At 62.3% G+C, this 21,033-nt stretch carries 17 protein-coding genes; 5 read left to right on the forward strand and 12 right to left on the reverse strand.

Features of this window, described 5'->3' with window-relative positions:
• Positions 1 to 8 precede the first annotated feature (8 nt).
• Positions 9 to 1,664: a TolC family protein gene (locus AC3WJI_RS01995; protein ID WP_492755559.1), complete on the forward strand. Its 1,656-nt coding sequence runs from the start codon at positions 9 to 11 to the stop codon at positions 1,662 to 1,664.
• Positions 1,665 to 1,747: 83 nt separating this feature from the next.
• Here the strand turns inward: AC3WJI_RS01995 and AC3WJI_RS02000 are convergent, their stop codons facing one another.
• The 6 genes from AC3WJI_RS02000 to phbB all read right to left on the reverse strand — a co-directional run bounded on the left by AC3WJI_RS02000 (position 1,748) and on the right by phbB (position 10,780).
• A complete protein-coding gene (locus AC3WJI_RS02000; protein ID WP_492755560.1) occupies positions 1,748 to 4,174 on the reverse strand; it encodes a hypothetical protein in 2,427 nt (808 codons plus the stop codon).
• Between the two features lie 239 nt (positions 4,175 to 4,413).
• Complete coding sequence (locus tag AC3WJI_RS02005; RefSeq protein ID WP_492755561.1) at positions 4,414 to 6,504, reverse strand: GumC family protein; 2,091 nt, start codon at positions 6,502 to 6,504, stop codon at positions 4,414 to 4,416.
• Between the two features lie 25 nt (positions 6,505 to 6,529).
• Positions 6,530 to 7,900 carry an outer membrane beta-barrel protein gene (locus tag AC3WJI_RS02010; RefSeq protein ID WP_492755562.1) on the reverse strand — a complete coding sequence of 457 codons (1,371 nt, stop codon included), beginning with the start codon at positions 7,898 to 7,900 and terminating at the stop codon, positions 6,530 to 6,532.
• A gap of 17 nt (positions 7,901 to 7,917) precedes the next feature.
• A complete protein-coding gene (locus AC3WJI_RS02015; RefSeq protein WP_492755563.1) occupies positions 7,918 to 8,484 on the reverse strand; it encodes a polysaccharide biosynthesis/export family protein in 567 nt (188 codons plus the stop codon).
• Between the two features lie 60 nt (positions 8,485 to 8,544).
• Positions 8,545 to 9,927 carry an exopolysaccharide biosynthesis polyprenyl glycosylphosphotransferase gene (locus AC3WJI_RS02020; protein ID WP_492755564.1) on the reverse strand — a complete coding sequence of 461 codons (1,383 nt, stop codon included), beginning with the start codon at positions 9,925 to 9,927 and terminating at the stop codon, positions 8,545 to 8,547.
• A gap of 130 nt (positions 9,928 to 10,057) precedes the next feature.
• On the reverse strand, positions 10,058 to 10,780 hold the full coding sequence (gene phbB / locus AC3WJI_RS02025) for an acetoacetyl-CoA reductase (protein ID WP_492755565.1): 723 nt from the start codon (positions 10,778 to 10,780) through the stop codon (positions 10,058 to 10,060).
• A gap of 142 nt (positions 10,781 to 10,922) precedes the next feature.
• Between phbB and AC3WJI_RS02030 the strand changes: the two genes are divergently transcribed.
• Positions 10,923 to 12,047, forward strand: a complete 1,125-nt coding sequence (locus AC3WJI_RS02030; protein WP_492755566.1) for an acyltransferase family protein — start codon at positions 10,923 to 10,925, stop codon at positions 12,045 to 12,047.
• On the opposite strand, the gene AC3WJI_RS02035 is transcribed toward AC3WJI_RS02030, so the two are convergent.
• From AC3WJI_RS02035 to AC3WJI_RS02055, 5 genes are all read right to left on the reverse strand, one after another.
• Complete coding sequence (locus AC3WJI_RS02035; RefSeq protein WP_492755567.1) at positions 12,048 to 13,220, reverse strand: acyltransferase family protein; 1,173 nt, start codon at positions 13,218 to 13,220, stop codon at positions 12,048 to 12,050.
• A 40-nt stretch (positions 13,221 to 13,260) separates the two neighbouring features.
• On the reverse strand, positions 13,261 to 14,445 hold the full coding sequence (locus AC3WJI_RS02040) for an acyltransferase family protein (protein WP_492755568.1): 1,185 nt from the start codon (positions 14,443 to 14,445) through the stop codon (positions 13,261 to 13,263).
• Between the two features lie 68 nt (positions 14,446 to 14,513).
• Complete coding sequence (locus AC3WJI_RS02045) at positions 14,514 to 15,314, reverse strand: glycosyltransferase (RefSeq protein ID WP_492755569.1); 801 nt, start codon at positions 15,312 to 15,314, stop codon at positions 14,514 to 14,516.
• Positions 15,315 to 15,322: 8 nt separating this feature from the next.
• On the reverse strand, positions 15,323 to 16,627 hold the full coding sequence (locus AC3WJI_RS02050; protein ID WP_492755570.1) for an O-antigen ligase family protein: 1,305 nt from the start codon (positions 16,625 to 16,627) through the stop codon (positions 15,323 to 15,325).
• A 142-nt stretch (positions 16,628 to 16,769) separates the two neighbouring features.
• A complete protein-coding gene (locus AC3WJI_RS02055) occupies positions 16,770 to 17,039 on the reverse strand; it encodes a hypothetical protein (protein WP_492755571.1) in 270 nt (89 codons plus the stop codon).
• A gap of 91 nt (positions 17,040 to 17,130) precedes the next feature.
• On the opposite strand from AC3WJI_RS02055, the gene AC3WJI_RS02060 reads away from it, so the two are divergent.
• The 3 genes from AC3WJI_RS02060 to AC3WJI_RS02070 are packed head-to-tail and all read left to right on the forward strand — an operon-like array spanning position 17,131 to position 20,584.
• Entirely contained in the window at positions 17,131 to 18,219 is a 1,089-nt protein-coding gene (locus tag AC3WJI_RS02060; RefSeq protein WP_492755572.1) for a glycosyltransferase family 4 protein, read from the forward strand.
• Positions 18,216 to 19,343, forward strand: a complete 1,128-nt coding sequence (locus tag AC3WJI_RS02065) for a glycosyltransferase family 4 protein (protein WP_492755573.1) — start codon at positions 18,216 to 18,218, stop codon at positions 19,341 to 19,343. The genes AC3WJI_RS02060 and AC3WJI_RS02065 overlap by 4 nt, the downstream gene beginning before the upstream one ends.
• Entirely contained in the window at positions 19,340 to 20,584 is a 1,245-nt protein-coding gene (locus tag AC3WJI_RS02070; protein ID WP_492755574.1) for an oligosaccharide flippase family protein, read from the forward strand. Before AC3WJI_RS02065 ends, AC3WJI_RS02070 begins: the two co-directional genes overlap by 4 nt.
• 93 nt (positions 20,585 to 20,677) lie before the next feature.
• On the opposite strand, the gene AC3WJI_RS02075 is transcribed toward AC3WJI_RS02070, so the two are convergent.
• Entirely contained in the window at positions 20,678 to 21,016 is a 339-nt protein-coding gene (locus AC3WJI_RS02075; RefSeq protein ID WP_492755575.1) for a PilZ domain-containing protein, read from the reverse strand.
• Positions 21,017 to 21,033: the final 17 nt, after the last annotated feature.

Here is a 21,033-nt window from a genome sequence, read left to right on the forward strand (position 1 = left end):
GGGGAGTTGTGGCGCTGTTCGCCGGAGCAGCGTTTTGGGCACCGGTCAGTTCGTCGGCGCAAACCGTACCCGCGCCGCTGGTCGCCGAGCCGGTATTCAACCCGACACTCATCGATCTCGCCGGCCGGCCGACGGGTATGCCTGGAGCTGAAATCAAGGAGGTCACGAACCTTCCTGAAGCCATCACGGTGCTCTACGAGCGCAATCCGCAGTTGCTTGCGCAGCGGGCGACCTTGCGCTCCACCAATTATCAGGTCCCGGCGGCGCGTGCGGCTTTCGGACCGCAGCTGACGGTAACCGGATCGCACGGATACGCCTATGATCGAACGGATCTTACGCGAAACCTCGCGCTGCCGCAGTCGGGCTGGTCTTCGACCGCCTCGGCGATCGTCACCCAGCCGATATTCACGTCAGGACGGGCCACCAGCGCAGAGCGGGCAGCGCTGGCCCAGGTGGCATTCCAGCGCGATACTTTGCGGCTGGTCGAATCGCAGCTGCTACTGAGTGCGTTGAACGCCTATATCAGCGTTCAACGTGACACGGCGTTCGTCGATATTGCCCAGCAGAATCTGGCTTTGCTCGAACGCCAGTATCTCAACAGTCGCGAGCGGTTCGACGTTCGCGACATTACCGCCAGCGATCTCGAGCAGGTTCGCACCCGTTTCGAAGCGGGCGAGGCGCAACTGATCAGCGCGCGCGGCCAGCTCGCGGTCAGCCGGGCGCAGTTTGTCCAGATCGTCGGCGCCGCTCCCTCGGCAAAATTGGCGCCTCCGGTGCTCCTGAGCGTCCCGTTCGTCGATCTTAGTTCTGCCTATCTGTTTACCGAGTCCAACAGCCCGGTCATTCGCACGGCGCAATCGCGCGAGAAGATCTCCCGCGCGGCAATCGAACAGGCCAAGGCGGAGCAAGGCGCGGATGTCGCGCTGCGCGGAAGCGCCAATTCGGGCCCTGTCTCTCCCTATGGAAACAGCTTGCGAGCGCAGTCGCTACGCGGAGAGATCGTCGTCTCGGTGCCGTTGATCGACGGCGGGCTTCGCCAGGCGAGAGTGGACGGTGCGCGTGAAGCAAATCAAGCGGATTGGTTATTGATAGACCAAGCCCTCCGCGAAGTACGCGAAACCGTTGGAAGCAACTGGAATCAGCTTGCTGCGGCACGTGCCTCGCTCCAGCATTATGCTGCCGCGAGCGACGCGGCCCGCAAGGCGTATGAAGGTGCGCTGATCCAGGAAAAGGCAGGTGCGCGGACCACGCTCGACACGCTGGACCTGGCGCGCGACCTGTTGACGATTCGTAACTCCTACGTATCTGTTCTCGCGAACGAGAATCTGGCTAGGGCAAACCTGCTCGCCGTGTCCGGGTTGCTCGAGGCGTCTCGACTGATCCCTGGCATCGCCGGCTACGATCCCGAAAAGGATTTTCGTCGCGCTGCGCACCGTGGGGACTGGCCTGGCCTGACTACCGCGGTCAGCGGTTTGGACTCGCTGATCGTAGGAGATGTCGCAAGCGATCGCCCCATTCGGGATCCCTCCGCTTCCGTTCGCGTGGATAGTGCGGTGGATTTGTTGCCCGAATCGGTGGTGCCGGCCAATCCGGAGACGGTGATCGAGGTGTCTGGCCCTGCGGATCGACCGAAGGCGGATGCGGCGGCGCCCGAGCGCAACTGATCCGCTTGCGGCGTAGGCTTGTCCCTTGCGCGAGCGGGGACCCGCCGCGCCCTGCGCAGCGGGTCCCTTAGATTGTGACGCCGTTAGAGCAGTGGCGAGATTTCGCCGGCGAACTTGCTCGACCACAGCTCGGGGCGAATGGCGATGGCACTGAGCGTCACGCCGCTGTCCAGCGATCCATTGTGGTCCGAGTCCCAGAACAGCCAGCTATCCTTGGTGCCGTTCACGACGACCATGTCATGCCCCTGCTTCGCCAGCAGGTTGGCCGCCGACAGCGCATCGCTGATCTTTGCCCCCTTGATCGTCGCGGACGCCAGCGAGGCGAAATCCACTAGCGCTCCATCGACGACGATGCAGTCGGCGTCAGAGAAATCGGTGATGCGATCCAGCGTGGTCGCGGAACCGATCCGGGAATCGGCGCCATCGAAGCAGAAGCGATCGCTGCCGGCATTGCCCACAAGGGTATCGATCCCGGTCCCGCCATAGATCACGTCATTGCCGGCACCGCCTTCGACCCAATCGTCGCCAGCTCCGCCCAAAAGCAGGTCCGCGCCGTCCATGCCGGACAGGCGGTCGGCGCCATCTAGGCCTTCGAGACGGTTTGCATCGTTATTGCCCGCGATTTTGTTGTCGAGAGCGTTGCCGATTCCCACCGTACCAGCCTTGAGGGAAAGGTTCTCGACATTGGCGTCGAGAGTATAGTCGATATAGCTTACCGCGAGATCGGTGCCGCCATTCACCGTCTCGACGATGCGGTTCATTGCTTCGCGGATCGTGAACGTGTCGTTTCCAGCAGTGCCGGCCAAATAGATGTGCGGATCGTATACCGGCTGTTCAGCTTGAGCGAGATCGCCATCGTCGCCCTTCGTGGTGGCAATCGGCATTGCCGCATGGTTCAGCGTGATGTCGTCGAGCGTAACCTTCGCACCTTCGACAACTGCTACTAGCTGCTTGATGCTGGAGCCGCCCACGCCATCGGTGTCTACCGAGATGTAGCTATTTCCATTGGCATAGGCAATTTCGATGAATTCGTTTGCAGTGTGCGGTGTGTCGAAGTTCTTCACCACCGCGCTGAGGTCAATCTTGCCGGCACCCTTGAGGAACCCGATCACGTCGGTCGCACTCGCCAGTGCGGTAGCCTTGATTGCCGTTGTGGCTGTTGCCTGCTGCCGCGGACCATCGAGCTTGGAACGGCCGAGATCGAAACCGGTGATCAGTCCGTTGATATATTCTTCCAGGTTGGTGAAACCGTCCTTGTCGTTGTCGCCGTTGTGATCGGCGTGACGCTTGTCGAGCCCGTACAGGTCCTCGAACCAATCGGGCATCCCGTCGCGATCCGAGTCCGTCGCGCCGAGCACGATCGCCCGGCTCGCACCGCCGACTTCGGACACCTTGTCGATGATCTCGCCGGTTTTGCTAATCACCTCCTTGACGATCCGCGTGTCGACCGAATCGAGGCCCGAGCCGTTGATGGCCCCGACATTGGCGAGGACGTATTGTGCGACCTTGGTCGAATCCAGAACCGTCACGCCGCTCGCGGTCTTCGTCATAGCGCCTACGATCGTCGCAAGGTTCTTCGCCGAATACCCGGCGTACCAATATAGCTTAGACTGGTCCTGGTTGCCGTTCGCATCGGTCGCGAGCTGGGTATACAGATTGTCCGAAAGGATGATGTGGCTGTCGGCTTCCATCGAACTGATCGCCACCGGGTTAGCGACACGATGCGTCGACGCGCCCGGCGTGACGACATTGCCGATCACCGAGGCGGTTACCGTGGTGGCGCCGCCATTGGCCCCACCGAGCGAGATCACTGCGTGCGCCACACCGGCGTTGTAAATGTAGTTGTTGACGATCTCGATGTCCTGGCCCGCACGCACCTCGGGGTTGCGCTGCTCGTTGTCCGAGAACAGGTTCTTGACGATGCTGATGCGCGCGTCGTCGCCGTCAGCGCCGTCCCAGTTGGAGACCAGCAGCCCCTTTGAGTGCTCGCCCTTGGGATGCGTGCTGTGGCTCAACCCCTCAGCGACGATGTTATTCGAGAAGGTGAGGTCCTGCACCTTGCCGTTGATCGAGACGTTCTCGTCGATCGCCCAGCTGAAGCTATTGTGATCGATGACGACGTTGTTGACGACGAAATCGGTGGTGCCGACCATCAGGCCATCGCGGTCCCCCGGATCGGTTCCGACTGCACCGTCACCCGGCCGGATATGCAAGCCGCGCATGATCACTTCGTCTGCCTTGATTCGGATCCGCGAACCCTCAAGCGTCACGCCTTCGCCCGGAGCAGTCTGCCCGGCAATCGTCACATTGCCGTCCTGCACGAGAATCTGCGTTTTGAGCGTGATCGTACCTGCGACATCGAACACGACCGTGCGCGGTCCTTTGACCTGCTCGAGTGCCCAACGCAGCGACCCTTCGCCGGAATCGGCGAGACTGGTCACATGGACGACGATCCCGCCGCGTCCGCCCGAAGTATAGCTTCCGTAGCCTTCCGCGCCCGCGAAGGCCAAAACCTGGTCTGTCATTGATGCTTCCCGAACTTGTGCCGGGACGTATCTAACGGAGGAGGTTGAAAAATTTGGTTCTGAAACAGCGTTAATCGACGTTGACCACAGCATTGTCGCTGCCGCCGCGAGAGCAATGGCAATAAGGAATAGGATCGAGCCTAGTCGCCAGAAGCTCCTTCGGAAAATCACTTAAGTATAAATCCCGTATTGTTGACGAGATTACACGAATTTTGTGGCGCCGGTCACACGTTTTCCTGGTAATAACTTTTGTACTTGCGATAGTAAAAGATATCGTCACCGTAACCAAAACGAGACTGCTGTTTGAGGTCGACTTGCGTCAACGCAACGCCCGCGATCAACGCACCGGTCCGGCCGAGGATGTCGAGCGCCGTTTCCACTGCCTTGCGTGACGTGGAGCGCCAGCGGCACAGAAACAGCACGGAATCGACATGTTCGACAAGGATCCTAGTGTCGGCAATCGGCAGCACCGGGGCCGTGTCGAGCAGCACCAAGTCATAGTGTGACCGCAGCACTTCGATGAGGGCTCCGAAACGTTCGCGGTCGAAGACGTCCACTTCGGACCCCGGCAACTTCGTAGCCGGCAGCAAATCGAGCCCCTCAAATGGCGAGCGCAGAATCATGTCTCGAGACCGTTGCGGCTCCGCCAGCGCGTCCGAAAGGCCTTTGCCGACGTCGTCGAGGAACTGGCGCGTCGCGCCTCTGCGCCGCTGATCGCAATCGACCAGCAGCGTGCGCTTTCCGGTATGTGCGGCGATCGCAGCCAGGCAGATCGCCGCCGTGGTCTTGCCCTCCCGCGGAAGCGTCGAAGTGACTGCGATGACCTGATTGGGCCTTCCGTCCACAGGGCGGTCGAGCGCGTTCACCAGATTCTTGTGCATCTCCGCAAAGCTCTCGGTGGGATTGTCCAGCATCTCCCGGGCGATCGCCACAGAGCCGGTCCCACGCCGAACGTCGAGATCGGCCGAGCGTGCCGTCGGCAAGGATGGAAGGCCCTCAAGGTCAAGCGCCTGTTCGACCTGCCTTTTGCTGGTGAAATGCGATTCGAACATCATCACGATAGCCGCAACGGCGATGCCGGCGAGTAGCCCCGCGACCAGCCCGAAGGCGAGGTTTAGTTTGACGTTCGGCTTGGAGGGCGCCCCAGGCACCATCGCTGCCGCAACGATGTTCGAATCAGACTGCTCGGTGCCGAGTTGCGTCTGAACCTGCTGGAGGCGGCCGAGATCGGCCTGATAAGTCTGTCGCTTCGCCTGCGCAGTGCGCTCGAGATCGGCCAATTCGGTCGACGCGCGACTGTTGCGCGTGAGTCCCGCTTCGTTGGCGCCTGCGCTGGCTTCGAGGGATGCACGAAGATTGCTCGCTGCCGAAGCCTTGGCGCGCAAATCCGCGAGCCGTTGCCGCTGCTCCGCACCCACGGCGGAACGCGCTCTCGCTGTTTCTGCCTCGACTGCCCGATTGATTTCGCTGAGCCGCTCCTGGGCCGCGAGATAGGTCGGATGCCGATTGCCGTACCGGCTCTCCGCCTCGCTCATCGCCTGCTGGGCGGTCGCCTGCTGGGCGCGCAGCGTCCCTACCGATTGCTGTGCCTGCGCGGTGTCCGTGCCGACCCTTGCACCCGCGGCTGCAGCGAGTTCTCCCTGCGCCGCCCGTTCTTGCGCGCGGGCGCTCGCGAGCTGCTCGCTCAACTCGGCCGCGCTCTGTTCGGCCAAGGTGGTGCCGTTCACGCTCATCAAATTGTTATCGATACGGTAACGCTGGACGGCGGCTTCGGCTGCCTGGACTTCGTTGACCAAGCGGTCGACGCGTTGCCGCAACAAGTCGCTTGCAGACTGAAGCGTGGATCGCTTGCGCTCCTTCTGGAGCTCGACATACGCTTCCGCGGTAGCATTGGCGAGTTCCGCGGCGCGGCGCGGCGACTGCGATTCTACCGAAATATCGATCAAATAGGTCATTCCGACGCGGCGGATGTGCAATGCATCGGCGAATTTCGCTGCGGTGCCATTGACCGCGCCGGTGCCGAATTCGGGATCGGTCACCAGCTTCCTGTTGCGCACTACTCGAGCGGCAACAGAGCTCGATTCGAGGAACTCGACTTCGGTATCGACGACCTCGACATCGCGCCCTGGGACCGCGACGACGTCGTCGGACGTCAGCTTTTGCGCCTGCGGTTCGACCACTACGCGCGCCGTCGCCTCGTAAAGGCGGGGCGTGAGCAGGCTGTAGACAAGCGCGATTGCTCCAAGTCCGAGCATTCCGATCAAGGCCAAGGGCGCAGCGCGCCGAACGACCGCCCAGATTTGTTCGAACGTCATGCGGAAACCTCTGGAAAAACTGAACTCATAACTTGGCGCGTGCTCCAATGGCGAGGAGCGTGCGATCGAATTGGGGCGTGACAACTACGTTACTCGGGCGGCTGATCAGCCATTCTCCGCGCGCGAAGAGCTCGAGGTTGCGGCTGGCAAGATAGCGCAGGCCCCCCGTGGCGCGATACCGGTTGTCATCTGCGTCGATCGTCCGGATGTTGTAGTTCTGCCATTCGATCGAGCCTTCGATGCGCAGGTTGCGGCGCAACTCTTCCTCGATTCCCGCGCTGGCAATGGTCCGGACGACGCCTCCGAGATTAAGCGCGCCGCTTTCGGAGATATCGCGAACGGCGCGGAGGTGGACGAGCGTTTCGCGCAAGGGGCTCCAGTCGAGCGACGCGCGCAAGTACAGCGCTGCGGGGTCGGCGAGCGCCCCGGAATAGTTCTGGCGTGTATAGCCGACCGCCACATCGAGCCGCGTCAGCTGGGAGGGCCGGATGCGCGAACCGGCGAACACCGCGTAGCCGCCCGAGTCCCGGTCTGGATTGCGTCGAAGATCGTAGTCGCGCCGATTGCCCTCCATCCCGACGTAAAGCAGAGTCTGGCCTGAGACGGCATATCCGAGCGACGCACCCGTGCTCAGCCGCACCAGGCTTCGATCACGCTGCAGGAGCGGAGTCGTCGGCTCGGAGAGCAATTGCGCGTCGTGATAGGCGAAGCGATCGACCTTGACCCAAGGCTCGAGCGCCAGCCGCCCGGGCGTGACCCGCAAGGCGGCACGCCCGGACACGCGATCGTAACGCACGGGCTTCAAGCTGCTCACGGGAGCGAAGGCCGTCGCACGGTCTTCGGTGAATTGACCGCCGGTGACGTTGATTTCCACCGCTAGGTCAGAGCCGAACGGCCGCCGAAAATTGGCACCCGCGGAAAGCTGGGCCGTGTTCTCGCGTGTCTTGGAGAAATAGCGCGTGCCGGCGGCTTGGACGAAGCCGCCGAGCAGATATGCGGGATTTTGTGAGGCGGCCTCGACACGCGCGACTCCGGTCACGGCAGCGTCGGCGCTGTCTTCGAAGATGCGCACATTGTTGTTGTTGACCGCGCCGATCTCGACCGCAGGATGCAACAGGAAATCCCCAGCCCGGATACCGAGCGGCTGGAAACGGTCCGGCACTTCCAGCACGAACGGATCATCCGGCGCACCCTGCCGACGCTTCCCAAGACCCTGGTCGTTACGACGAAGGCGTTCGATATCAGCCCGCATTTCGGTGAGGCTGGATTGCGTTTCGAAGACCGACTCCGGCGCATCCTGCGCTCTGACGGCGTTCACCGATGCCCCTGCCGCGGTCAGCATGATTCCGCCGCGCACCACAGGGGTGAGCAGACGTCCGATCAGCGCCGTGTGCATAGCTCGACCCCGGCGGCTCAGAAGTAGCGCTCTAGAATGCGAACGGTGTCTCCCGGAGCCAGCGCCATGGTCTGGTTTGCCTCGACGATCACTTCCTGCCGCGTCCCTGCGCGCTGCACGACGACGCGATCCATCCTCGCCCGATACGTGTATCCGCCGGCCAGCGCCGCCGCCTTGCCGAGCGTAAGATCGGGTGCATACGGATAAGCGTTAGGCTGGTTGACCTCGCCGAGAACGTAGACCGGCTGCAGCGACAGCACCTGTGCGGAGACCCGCGCATTCTTGTAGAACCCGTCGGCCAGCTTGGTTTCGATGGTACGGCGTAGCGCTTCGATCTCAAGACCTGCTGCCTTTACCGATCCGATGAGGGGCAGCGAGATCGTCCCATCGGGGCTGATCTGATAGTCGCCGTTGAACGCCGGGTCCTCGTACAGCGCCAGCTTGATCTTGTCACCCGGCTGGAGGACCGCGATTCTCGGCGGAAAGCGCTGCTCGAATGCTGCCGCTGACAACACCGGGCCCGAATTGGCCGCACATCCCGCCAGCAGCAAGAGTGCCGATACAGGCACAATGCTCAGTCTCATTCCCACGTCGAAGCCCCCGCTGCCGTTTCACTGATATCCCGCCGATGGCGGCCCCGCACATCAGTACGCGTTCTTGTGGACTAGCACCAGCAGCGTCCGGCACAAGATGCCGATGTCGCGGGTGATCGACCATCCTGAGACATATTCGAGGTCGCTCACCAACCGGTTGGCGAGATCGTCCTCGTGATCGGTCGCTCCCCGATATCCGCGCACCTGAGCGAGCCCGGTTACACCCGGCTTGATTGCGTGCCGGAGCCAGTAGCGCTGGTCAACCTGCCAAAAAAGCTGCGTACCCGCCAGCGAGCCCAGTGCGTGGGGGCGTGGCCCCACCAGGCTCATATCACCCCGCAACACGTTGAAGAGCTGAGGCAATTCGTCTATGCTGGTCGCTCGGATGAAGCGTCCGACCCGCGTGATCCGATCGTCGTCGCGCGCTGCGGATCGGGTCCCCGCAAAGTCCGAGGTGTCGGTGCGCATGCTGCGGAATTTGTAAACGTCGAAGAGCTGGTTGCACCGTCCCATACGCCGTTGGCGGAAAAGGACGGGTCCCGGGCTATCCAGAGCGATCGCCAACGCCGTTACTGCAAAAAGCGGGCTCAACAATACGATCGCCGGTACCGCGACGGACAGGTCGAGCACACGCTTCAGCGTGCGGTTGGTAAGATCCAGGGCGCCGGTCGAGACCCGGACCCCCATCACCCCCAAATGCGCTTCCGCGTGCAAGGGGGAGAGCTCCTTCAACTCGGGCAGATGCAGTTCGCCCCAACATCCGACCCCCTTGAGATACATTGCCCAGGCTGCACGGCGCTCCGGTGCGCAGGAGACCACCACCCGGTCGGCACCTTGGACGATCGAGGAAAAGGCGTGAAGCATGTGCGGGTCGCCGAGATCCGGGGCAATCCCCATGCGCTGCGCGTCAACCCGCACGAAGCTTGCCGGCGCCGATAGCGGGACCCCGTCGACGATCAGCAGCCGCCGCATGAAGCGGGTGCCGAGCACGTGGCGGACCAGCCAGGCGAGCGGCAGGCGGAAGAGGACCAGCAGAAACGCACCGGCCACCGCGATCACGAAGATCGCCGTTCGGCTGAGTTCCTGGTCGTTCGCGCGGGTGGCGCTCAGCAATGTGACGATGCCAAGCGCGAGCAGCCAACCCCGCAAAGCGCGCGAACAGCCACGACCGTAACTCGTCAGCGCTTCATAGCTATAGCCGTGCGTGCAGAAGTTGATGACGAGGAAGCTCGGCACCAAGAGCAGCCACATTGACGTCCCGGCGAGCGGAGAGAGGCCGGCCAACCCCGACGCCGAAGCCGCGATCGAGACGGCGACGGCGTCGAGTACAAGCTGTGCCAGATACACCGCCAGACGGGTCAGCTGCGTGTTCGCAACCACGCCATCGCGGTGCTTCGTTTCGGGCTCGGCAAATGTCCCCCCAAGCGCTGTCATTGTACCTCCGGCGTTCATCGCGCATTTCCTGATGCGTATTGGTTTAGATTTCCGGAACTATCGGCCGCCGCAGTCCTCGCCCGGCATCGCCATCGCCACGGATACGTCGTTCAGCGCAGCGCTTGCGCACTCAGACCATCGATTGCCCGCCGTTCACCGACAGCGTGCTCCCGGTCACGAAAGCCGATTGCTCGGAAACCAGCCAGGACACCGCCGAGGCGACCTCGTCGGCCTGGCCAAGCCGACCGACTGGGATTTTTGCGAGGATTGTTTCCATGACCGCTGGTGCCACAGCGGCTACCATATCGGTATCGGTATAGCCGGGCGCCACTGCGTTGACGGTCACCCCGACGCGCGCGCCTTCTTGTGCCAGCGCCTTGGTGAAACCGATGACCCCGGCCTTCGCGGCCGAATAGTTCGTCTGGCCTGCCTGGCCGGTCTGTGCGTTGATCGAACTGATGCTGACGATCCTGCCCCAGCGGCGCTCGCGCATGCCAGGGAAGACCGCGCGCGCCATGTTAAAACAGCCGCCCAGATTGACCCGCAGAACCTCGTCCCAGTCCGCCCGGCTGAGCTTGTGGAACATGCCATCCCGGGTGATCCCCGCATTGTTGATGAGGATCTCGACCGGACCGAAGGCGCGTTCGATTTGCGTCAGCTGGGCGGCGCAGGCGTCATGGTCGGCGACATCCCATTGACGCGTCGCAATTCCCGTTTCGCTTTCAAAGCGCTGCGCCGCCACGGTGTTCGAGCGATAATTCGCGACAACGAGGAATCCATCCGCCTTCAGCCGGCTCGCAATGGCGGCTCCAATACCGCGCACCCCTCCCGTGACCACTGCAACCCGTGTCAAACCGTCTCTCCCCTTAGACATTAATCAGGTTAAGGCGTGGGGTAGGGCGATACTGGTAAATATTTTGGGCTTATCGAAGGAGACGTGGAGTTCTCCCAGCCCTGCGGTTGCGAGCGCTGCGTGGCTCGGATACCTCTTGATCATGAACGTCGCAGAGACAAAAAGTGGAGCTCCGACGGAGCGCTGGCAACAATGGCTCGCGGTCGGCCTGCTCTGGCTGGTCTGGGGGCATTTCACCGACCGCGTCCCGCCGCCCTGGATGGGCGTTCCGGAGCCCGCGGCGTTGGTCTGCCATTTGGGCAAGTTCGGCATTTACATCGGCTTCGGTGTCTTCGGCTATCTCTTCGAGCGCGCACGATCGCGTTCGGGGACCCTTTCGACGCTTTGGGCCGACGGCCTAGCGCGGCTTTGGCCGCTGCTCGTCGCGGCATCGCTACTCATCTTCGTAGTGACGCGCATTGTGCCCCCACCGGTCGTGCCGGACGGGCCCAAGGCGTTCAATACCGAGGTGGTGCATCTCGTCGATATTCTCGGCTCGCTTCTCTTCCTCGAGGATTTGGGCTTCTCCTGGGCCGATGGCGCGTTCTGGCCACTGCTGATCGTGGTCAAGTTCTGGATCCTCACCGGCATTGCTGCCTGGCTGATCCGTGATCGCTATGTCGTTCCCGTCATAATCGCAGCCATCCTCTTGGGGACTGCCGTCACCGCGCTCGAATATCTCTCAGTCCCGGGCACGGGCCTCGTGCAAAAGGCTCTCAACGGACTGCTCATTGCCTCCTATCTCCCTTATTTTGCGGCAGGCCTCGTCATCGCGTCGCCCGGCGTGCCCCGGAGGTGGCTCATCCCGCTCGGGGCCGTGATCATCGCGCACGGCGCCCTCACCATTGCCCATATCTACCATTTCGACTGGACATCGACGGGCATCGTCCTGCTGGTGACGGCCGCGACCGTCGCCATCGATCTCCTATCGGGTCGTCGCGTGCTCGGCTTTGTCGGACGCTTTGCCTATGCCTGGTTTCTGATCCACCAAATCATTGGCTTGATCCTGATCAAGGCCCTGGCAGTTTCGATTGGGATCGATGCAGCCATCGCGGTGGGGATCGCGGCGACGCTGGCGCTTAGCGTCGCACTTTCGCTCAGCGTGGAGGGCCCCTGCTACCGGCTGCTACGCGAACCGCTCCAGCGCCTATTCGGCAAGCTCGGGCTGGCGCGGCGCCTGACCGGCGCTCGCGAGACTCGATCAGGAGACGTCCCGCAGCCTGGCTGATCAGGCCGCCTGCCCAGGGGAGCCCGTCTCTTCGACCCGCCGGGGAACCTTAAGCTGACCAAGCGTTTCGGGCAGGTTCGGCATGAAGCGCCGACGACGAAGCAGCCAGTGATCCTCAAGCTTCTTAAGCGGTTTGCGCATTCCCAGTGCAGGCTTCTCCACCAGATGCCACGACAGTGCCGCAAAGACCGCTGCTGTCGGTAACGCCAGCCCGATATTGATCCACCAGTGGTGGAGCGCCGGGCTGAGGCTCATCCAGGCCTGCTGGATCACATAGCCGTAGAGAAAGATGCCGTAGCTGTAGTCCGCACCCTGCAGGAGGCGGATCTTACGGAAATGCGTGAGGCCAAGGTAGATCGTGAAATAGCCGAGTGGAAGCGGCGCCAGATAATCTCCGATCATTGGGAAGATAAGGAGCGCAGCGCCCACCGCGCCGGACACGAGTCCGAGCACACCGTTCCATTGGATCTTGTCACGCCACAGGTAGAAGGTGATGCCGATGAGGAAGCAGATCACCAGCAAGTAGCCGGGCATGTTGGTTGGCGCGCGGCCGCTGCCAAGGCCGTTACGGTATAGATAGGCCCCGACCAGTAGGCCCCAGAGTATTGCGACGGCGATCGTGAACAGGCGGCGTCGGCGGGCGAGACCGAAGAATGCCAGCACCGCGATCGCCATGTAGCAATAGAGTTCGAACGGTACCGTCCATAATTGGCCGTTCACCCGGTCCGGGTTCGGGTTGGCGAGGAAGACGCCTGGCAGCTCATAGTGAATATGACCGGTCACGTTGACGAGATAGAGCCAGAATTTCTGGTCGGCGAAATAGCCGGCCAGCGGCGTCGTGGTGACCAGCGGACCCAGCAGGATCGCCGACAGCAGTACCTCTACCGCCAGAGCCGGATAAATGCGGATGAGGCGCTGGCCGAGAAAGCTGACCAGCGTGCGGCACCGCTCGAGCGACCCTGCCACGAGGAAACCGCTCAACGTGAAGAACATCGGCAGAATGATCGCGCTCAGCGCGCGCCATGGTCCGGCCTGGATCGCGTCCTGCAAGGCCGGGCCGTAGCTGGTGACAATCGAATGCCAGCCAATAACGCCGCACGCGAGGATGATGCGCATATAGTCAAATCCGGTCGGCCTGCCGTCGACCTGTTTAAGCCGGTCCTCGAGTGTCATGCGATGCTGTCCCGCCCGTGAATTGAATGCTTTGATGTCGTCATTGCGCTTCGCCAACACGCTCGCTGACGCTGAGCTTCTGAAGCCCGATCCACCCGAACATCCGGGCCAGCAAGCGATGGGTCGTGCGGCGGAAGCGCCACTCCGCGATCCAGGAGGCCAGTACCGACAGGAGCAGCGTGCAGGCAAATGCGATGAGCGCCGCTTGTTCGATGCCCAGTTGCGGAGTCAGGAGCGAGATGATGATGATGCCGTTGATCTGGTGAAACAGGTAGAGCGCGTAGCTATACTTGCCGAGGAAGCGGAAGATCCGGTTTTGAAGCAGCACGGCATCAAGCGCCATGAGCCCGCTAAAGGCAAAGATGAACGCGATCGTGTCGTGTAGATTGAAGCCTGGGAACCGTCCCGAATCGTCGATCAGATTGACGAAGAGCATGATCGCATTGAGGGAGAAGAGCGGGCTGGTGTCGCGCTTGTACAATAGCACGCCTGCCGCGAAGAAGGGCAGGTATTGCGCCACCAGCAGCCCATTCATCAGTTTCACCGGCCAGAAAGCCAGCTCGGGAACCAAGACGGTGAGGCCGATTTGCGCGAAGGACACGATAAACGCGAGGGTCGCGAATATGCGCGGATAATGCCGCGGCGATAGCGCTGCCAGTGCGCCGATGATCGCATAAAATTTCAGCTCGACCAGGATCGACCAGAACACGCCATCAACCCACTGGATATTGAAGTCGCCCAGAAACAGGACGGTGCCGATCAAATCCACGATCCCCGGCGCCTTCCGGATCATCGGCTTGGCACCCTCGAACAGGATCGGTGCCGCGGTAAGCTGGATGACTGCGAAGGTGAAGACCGAGGCGAGCAGGAACAGCGGCCAGATCCGCGACAGCCGCTTGGCGTAGAAGTCGCTCAGGCTGCTGCTGAACTCGAGGGACTTCGAAATCAGAAAACCCGAGATCACGAAGAAGACGAGGACGCCCACATTGCCCGAGTAGAACGGCAGCACCGGCCCTCGCGTTAGGCCATAGGCCTCTGCGGGTAGGCGCTGGACGTAATGGAAATAGACGACGACCGCGATCGCGACGCCACGCCAGATTTCAATGAATTCGTCTTTCTTCTTACCGATTGCGGCAGAAGCGCCCGGCCGGGCGTCAACTTGATGCGGTCGCATGATGATCCCCCGGTCCGATCGCGTGGCAGCAATGCCTTTCCGGTCGGGCATAAGCAACAGCGATATAGGGTTCGTTAACCTTCAACTTTCCGCCCCGTGGCAAAGGCGGAGAAGGGTGCTCAGCGGCCTCTGCCCGCAAGCGCGAAGAGCATGCGCCGCGCGCGCCGTGCCCAATTGGGTGTGCCGGCCAACAGCCCATAATGGCACAGCGTGCGCAGAAACGCGACGCGATCGCCCGTCGCAGCATGGTGAGCGACACGCGCAGCGCAGCTGTACATCAACTGGTTTGCCCGGCGGCGAACCGAGATGTTCCCGGCATGATAAAAGCGCTTCACCAGCGGCTTCGGCACCGCCGCGAAGCGCAGGCCGGCGCGCAGGCCGGCGAGGTAAAGCGCGTAATCCTGTGCGTTGACGAAGGTCTCGTCATAGCCGCCCAGCGCCATGATGGGCGCCCGGCGGAACGCAAGTGACGGGTGGAGCAAAACATTGCGCTTGAGCAGAGCGCTTCGAATTTCGGCGTTGTCGGTGGGACAGCGGATTGCATAGCTTCGCGCATTGTCGCCTGCGACGCCTTCGCCCCAACTGGCGACGAAGTCGGCGTTCGTCGCGTGGAAGCAGGCGAGTTGCTCTTCGATCCGGGAGGGCCGCGATTCATCGTCGTCGTCGGCCCGGAAAACGAACTCGGCCTGCGTTTCGGCAAGCGCCCGGTTCAGCGAGCGGGTGATCCCGAGATTGCTGTCGTTGAAAAGGAAGGTGACCATGGGCCACGCCTGCGCGAATTGCGCGCGTTCGGCGGCGGACACCGGTCGATCGACCACCACAACGATCTGATCGGGAGCGCAGCTCTGGTTGAGAAGCGACGGCAGATGCCGGTCCCAACCAGGTTCGCCCAAGGTCGGCATGATGAAGGCTGTTTGCATGATCTGTCTCAGGCCGCTTTCGTTTCGGGACGGGCGAACGCGCGCTTGGGTCGCTTCGCGGTAGACACAGTTACCTTGTCCGGCTCGTCCTCGGGGGCGGGCTGCCGCGCCAGGTAGATGCCAGCGGCAATCACGTAGAAGACCAGGAAATCCCCCTGCAGCGGTCCGTCGTTATGGAAGAAGACGTGGATCATGTACGGCAGGAACGGCATCCACAGCAGCAAAGTGCGCTTACGCCACGGTACGATGAGCGGAATGAACATCAGCACCAATACGCCATGCTTCAGGAGCACGTTGATATAGTAATTGTGCAGCGGCCACTGGCGAATGGCCATCGGGTTCTCGAGATAGCGCGCCTGGCTCACGAAACTTTGCCAATAATCGACGCTGTTGAACGTCAGGCCATAGCCAAAGGGGCGTCGTGCCAGGAGGTGGAGGCCATATTGCAGGAGCGTGCTGCGCCCCGCCGCCGAGCCGTCCTCGGTTCGCGCCACGCGGACGCCGGCGCTGTTGGCGACATCCATCAATGGGCCGATCGCGAGAAGCGCGAGAAAGATCAGGGGAAGCGCGACGAGAAACTTCCCCGGCGCGCGCACGAGCACATAGACCGCGACGAAGGCCAGCATTCCCATGATCGGAGAGCGATTGCCGGTTGCAATCGAAAGCAGAAGCGCCAGTGCCAGCACCGCCATCAACATCCAGTCGATGCCTTTTCTCGGCGCGGTGCCGGTCCCTAGCCGAAGATAGTAAAACGCTGCCAGCGCGACGCAGATCTGCGTACCGAACAGCACGGGCGAGTAAGAAAGGCCTAGCGCGCGATAGCGCCGTACATAGAAATCCTGGGTGATAGGAGGATCGTGCATGAGCGCGCCGAAAAAGGCACGGGCGCGCCATGCTGCGTCCAGCCCCAGCGACTGCGCGAGCGCTACGACGGCGCTAATTCCGAACGGGATCAGCAGGACCACGGCCACACGGGCGACGCCAAAGCGGAGCACGAGCCCGTAAGCAATGATCGAGCCGATCATCGCCTGGAGGTGCAATTCCAGCAACTGCTGAAAGATCTCTGCAGGACTCGCCGACGCGACAAGGCTGACGATGAGCGCGAGCAGCGCGCACAGCACCAGCACGAGGAGCAGGCGGGCGAGGTCATGAAGCGACCGCGTGAGTAGCCGGCCATCCCCACTGAACAGCAAGGCACCCGAGCTGAGCAGGCAGGCAGTGCGAAGCGGCAGCGGGCCGACGCGCACGCGGACTGCCCAGATCGACAGCGCGACCGTGAGAAACAGCGCGCCAAGCGCGAGATGCGCCAGCACCGTGCTCGCGGTTGGGCGTTGTCGCGAAGGGGCAGGGATAGCGAGAACCACGTGCCGGGTCTTTCCAAGGCGGGACGGGGTTCCCTAGCGCGGAGCGAGCGCGGGTGTCACTATGCTGCCGTGCAAAAAGACTTGGGTCCGATCAACCCCATATCAGCCAGCCGAGGCCGGCGCAAAAACCAACGAGCGCTGCTGGGCCGGAAAGTCGCGACAGTCGAGCGACAGTCCGTTCGAACGCGTCTGCAAGTCCCAAATCCGGACTAGCGAGCGGCGGTATCTGGCTGAAGCGCTGCGCGATTTCCTGTTGCATTGCAGCAACTGGTCCGCCAAGCACACCGACATCGACGTCGGGCCGGGGGGTGGCCGACGGCGCGGGGAAATGCTCGATTTGATTCTTCGCGGCCCGCGCCATGGGATGTCCTTTTCAGCGAGCCGCTGTATCGCTTATTGAACTTAACGAAGTCTAAAGAGGCTCGTGGCAGGGGCCGGCCGGGGGGCTGAAAATGCGAAATCGAATATTTGTGGTGGGCGCGCGGGGGATACCCGACGTCGAAGGTGGTGCCGAGAAGAATGCCGAACGCCTGTTCCCACTGATGGTGCGCGACGGTTGGGATGTCACGCTCGCCGGACTGCGCAGCAACATAAAAAGCTCCGAATATCGCGGGGTCAAGCTCATCGCCACGCCCGACAGCCGATTGTTGCGTACCGACAAGCTGCTTTACTACGCGAATGCGCTGGTCCGGGCCGTCGGCCGGCGCCCCGATCTGGTACATTTCCAGGGGTTGGGCTCGGCCATCCTGCTTTGGGCCTACAAGGCGATGGGATGCAAGACTGTCGTACGCTACGGCTCGGCGGATTACCTCGTGCCCAAATGGGGGCTGATCGGCCGAAGCGGCTTTCTCGCCGCCGAATACCAGCTGCGCTTCGCGGACGCCGTCATCGCGGTAACCCCCGCTTTGGCCGACCGGCTTGCGGCTCGCGGCATCAAGAAAAACGTTCACGTAATCCCGAACGCGACCGACACTGCGGCCGACTTCGACGCTTCGATGTCCATCTCGCTACCGGAGAAGCCATACATTTTGGCGGTGGGCCGTGTCACTGAACAAAAGAACGTGCATCGCCTCGTCGAGGGTTTCCAGGAGTTCGCACGCGCACATCCCGACATGCTGCTCGTCGTAGCCGGGGGCGTCGACGATCCGGTCTACATGAAGCAGGTCGCCCCGCATCTTTCCGATCGCGTCCGCCTGCTCGGCCGCTTGCCGCGCTCGTCGCTAGGCGCGCTGTACAAGAACGCCTTCGCTTATGTGAACTCGTCGATGCACGAGGGGAGCTCGAATGCGGTGCTCGAGGCGGTGAGCTGGAACGCGCCAATCTTGCTCAGCTCGATCCCAGAGAATCGCGACTTCGGCATCGACGCCCATCATTATTTCGATCCGGAAGATCCCGCCGCGATTGCCGAGGCCCTCGCGCGGGTGGCGCAGGACCGCGAGCGGTTCATTCCCGACCGTTCTCGATTCTTGACGTGGGACGACGTCGCGAACCGTACCTCCGCGATCTACCGGTCGATAGGGTTGGAGCCCGCATCCCGATGACGCGCGCGGACCGCATCTTGACGCTGTTCCTCTCGGCGGGAAAATCACTTGCCTGGTGGCAGGAAGAGGGCGTGTTCTCCCGCGAGATCCTCGTTTACCGGGAGCTTTTGCGATTAGGCGCCTTCGATCGCATACAGATTTTCTCCTACGACGCCCGCGACCGTGCGTTCATCAGCGAGCAGGCTCGACAAGAGCCGCTTTACGCCCGCGTCGACATTCTGGCGCCGGCGTCGGGCAAGGCGGGCAAGGGCTGGTCGATCAAGGGAGTTCTCGCGCATCGCGCGGCGATCGCCCGGAGCGCTGCGATCAAGACCAACCAGATCAGCGGATCGGCAGCTGCCACGTTTGCCTCCTTGCTGACCGGCCGTCCGCTGGTGTTGCGATTGGGCTATGTTTTGTCGCGACGTTTTGCCCTCAATGGCGAGCGGCTAAAGGCCGCCGCTGCGAAGCTGGTCGAAAGTGTGGGAGCCCGCCGCGCCGCTGCGATCATCGTCACCTCGCTGGAAGCGCAGCGCGCGATCGGCCGCCTTCCAGGAACGGTCGGCAAAATCCGGCTGTTGCCCACCTACGTCGACACTTCCGTCTTCGTGGCAAAGACGGAGTATGATTTCGCATCTGCGCCGATCGCCGTCGGCCGCATGCAACCTCAGAAGAACCTTTCCGCATTGCTCGACGCCTGTGCCAAGCTCGGCTGCGGGTTGACGCTCGTCGGCAAGGGCGACGGCGAGCCGGCGCTGCGTGCACAGGCCGAACGCCTCCAGATCCCGGTCGATTTCGCCGGTACAATGGACAATGTCGCGCTGGCCCAGCGGATGCAGGCGCACAGCCTGTTCGTCCTGCCGAGCCTTCACGAGGGACTTCCCAAGGTGCTCATCGAAGCAATGGCGACTGGGCTCGTGTGCATCGGCACGCCTACCCCGGGCACGACGGATCTGATCGAGGATGGGGTGACCGGTTATCTCGCCGAGGGTTTCGACGCAGACAGCATCGCTAAAGCCATTGCCCGCGCGCGTGCCGCCGGCGATGCGAAGGTCGGGGCGCGGGCACGGGCGCTCATCGAGGCCCGGTTCGGGCTGCGTCAATATGCTGAAGCCGAAGCGGCGATCTTTGGGAGCATCGCATGAGTGAGGGATCCTTGCCGGCGGCGAGACGGCGATCTGCCGTTCTAGACTGGCTGGCGAAGGGACCGTTCGCCATTGCTGCCGCGGCGCTGCAGGGCGGTATGAACTATTTCATCGTCCTTTTCCTGAGCTTCGGAGCGGGGCTGGCCGCAACCGGCGAATACCGCACCCTGTTCTCCTATTACTCTTTGTTCGCGCTGGTCGCGTTGACCGAGAGCAACAAGGTATTCATCCGCGCGGTAGTCGACGAAGATCGGGAAAGCGGCACGGCGATCGTCGTGAACCGTTTCGTGTTCGGTCTGGCCGGGCTCGCCGCGGTGTTGATCGTTCGTCTGTTTTGGGACGGATTGCCGTGGCAGGTAGTGGCGATCGCCGCAATCGGCGCCGTCATCTATCCGTTCGATCTGTACGTCGCCATGCTCCAGGCGCGCCGCCGCTTCCAAAAGTTGTTTCTGGTCGAAAGCCTCAAATATGGTGGCGCGTTGGTTCTGTTCGTGCTGCTGATTGAGGGTGGCCTTTCCATTACCGAAGCGGTGCTCGGCCAGTTGCTGTTCATGGGCGCATGCAATCTCGTCTTTTTTGCCGCCTTTGCCCGCAGCACGGTCGATTGGCGCCTCGTGCCGGGCCGAGTAATACGCTTGCTGCGCCATGACGGCGCCAGCCAGTCACGTCTTTACAGCTTCTCTAACATGTTTCCTGCCAGCCTCGAGAACGTCGACAAGCTTCTTGTTGGCGCAATTTTCGGCCTGGAGTTCCTGGGCGTCTACACCCTTGCCTATTCCACTGGACGCTTTCTCTACAACATCCTGAAACCCGCGATGTACGTCTATTATCGCAGGTTCGTCGATACGATGCCGGGCTGGCCCCTCTTGCGGCGCGTCAGCCTGGCATTCTCGCTTGTGGGTTTTGCGACGGCATTGATTTTCCTGCTCGCCATCCACTTCATCCCGCAAATGCAAAAATTCGATAGCGGCAAATGGGCAACCGTGATCCTGTTCTGTGGGTACGGGATCGGCATACTGCACGCCGTCTACTCTCAGGCCTTCTCGTTGAACCGCGAGTCAGTCGCACAACATGCTTTCTGGGCACACTTGATCGCGACCGCCTGTTCGCTGTTCGTGCTCGCCGCCGCACTGCTGAGCCGCGAGCCTCTCGCATTGATTCTGCTGGCGCTGCAATACCCGCTTCGGGATGGACTCTCGGTGTGGTTGATGCATCGTTTCCGCATACGCGCAATAGCATAGCATCTGGTAATCGTCCTGACCCGGCGGCGCTTGCCGCCGTCCGATAGCCGAGGCGTGGGCTCCTGCCTGCAGTCGCGCTAGGCGTGGTTTCGGTTAGCCCTTGTTCTTCTGGGAGTCGCCGATCCACGCCGAGTGGCGGGCGGACGGCAGCGGACTTGCGAAGCAGATGCCGGCCCAATTGTTGTGGCTCCAGGCTACCCAGCCGCAGATCGCATCGCATTCCACCTCGAACGTCACGAACGCACCCAAAGTGAGCCGGGCCGGCGTCCGGATACGGCATCCTTCAGGCGAGAGGTCGGCGAGCTGCACTGCCATCATCGTGCCGCCGGTTGACACCGCAACCGGCGCGGAGTTGGCAACAAGCCTTGGGGATGCGCGATCTTCGGCGCTTCGCATCCCGCGGCCGGCTGCATGCGTGGCGAAAGCGTTCATGCGGCACCCATACCGCG

This window comes from Sphingomonas sp. FW306-1B-B10E, assembly GCF_058782005.1.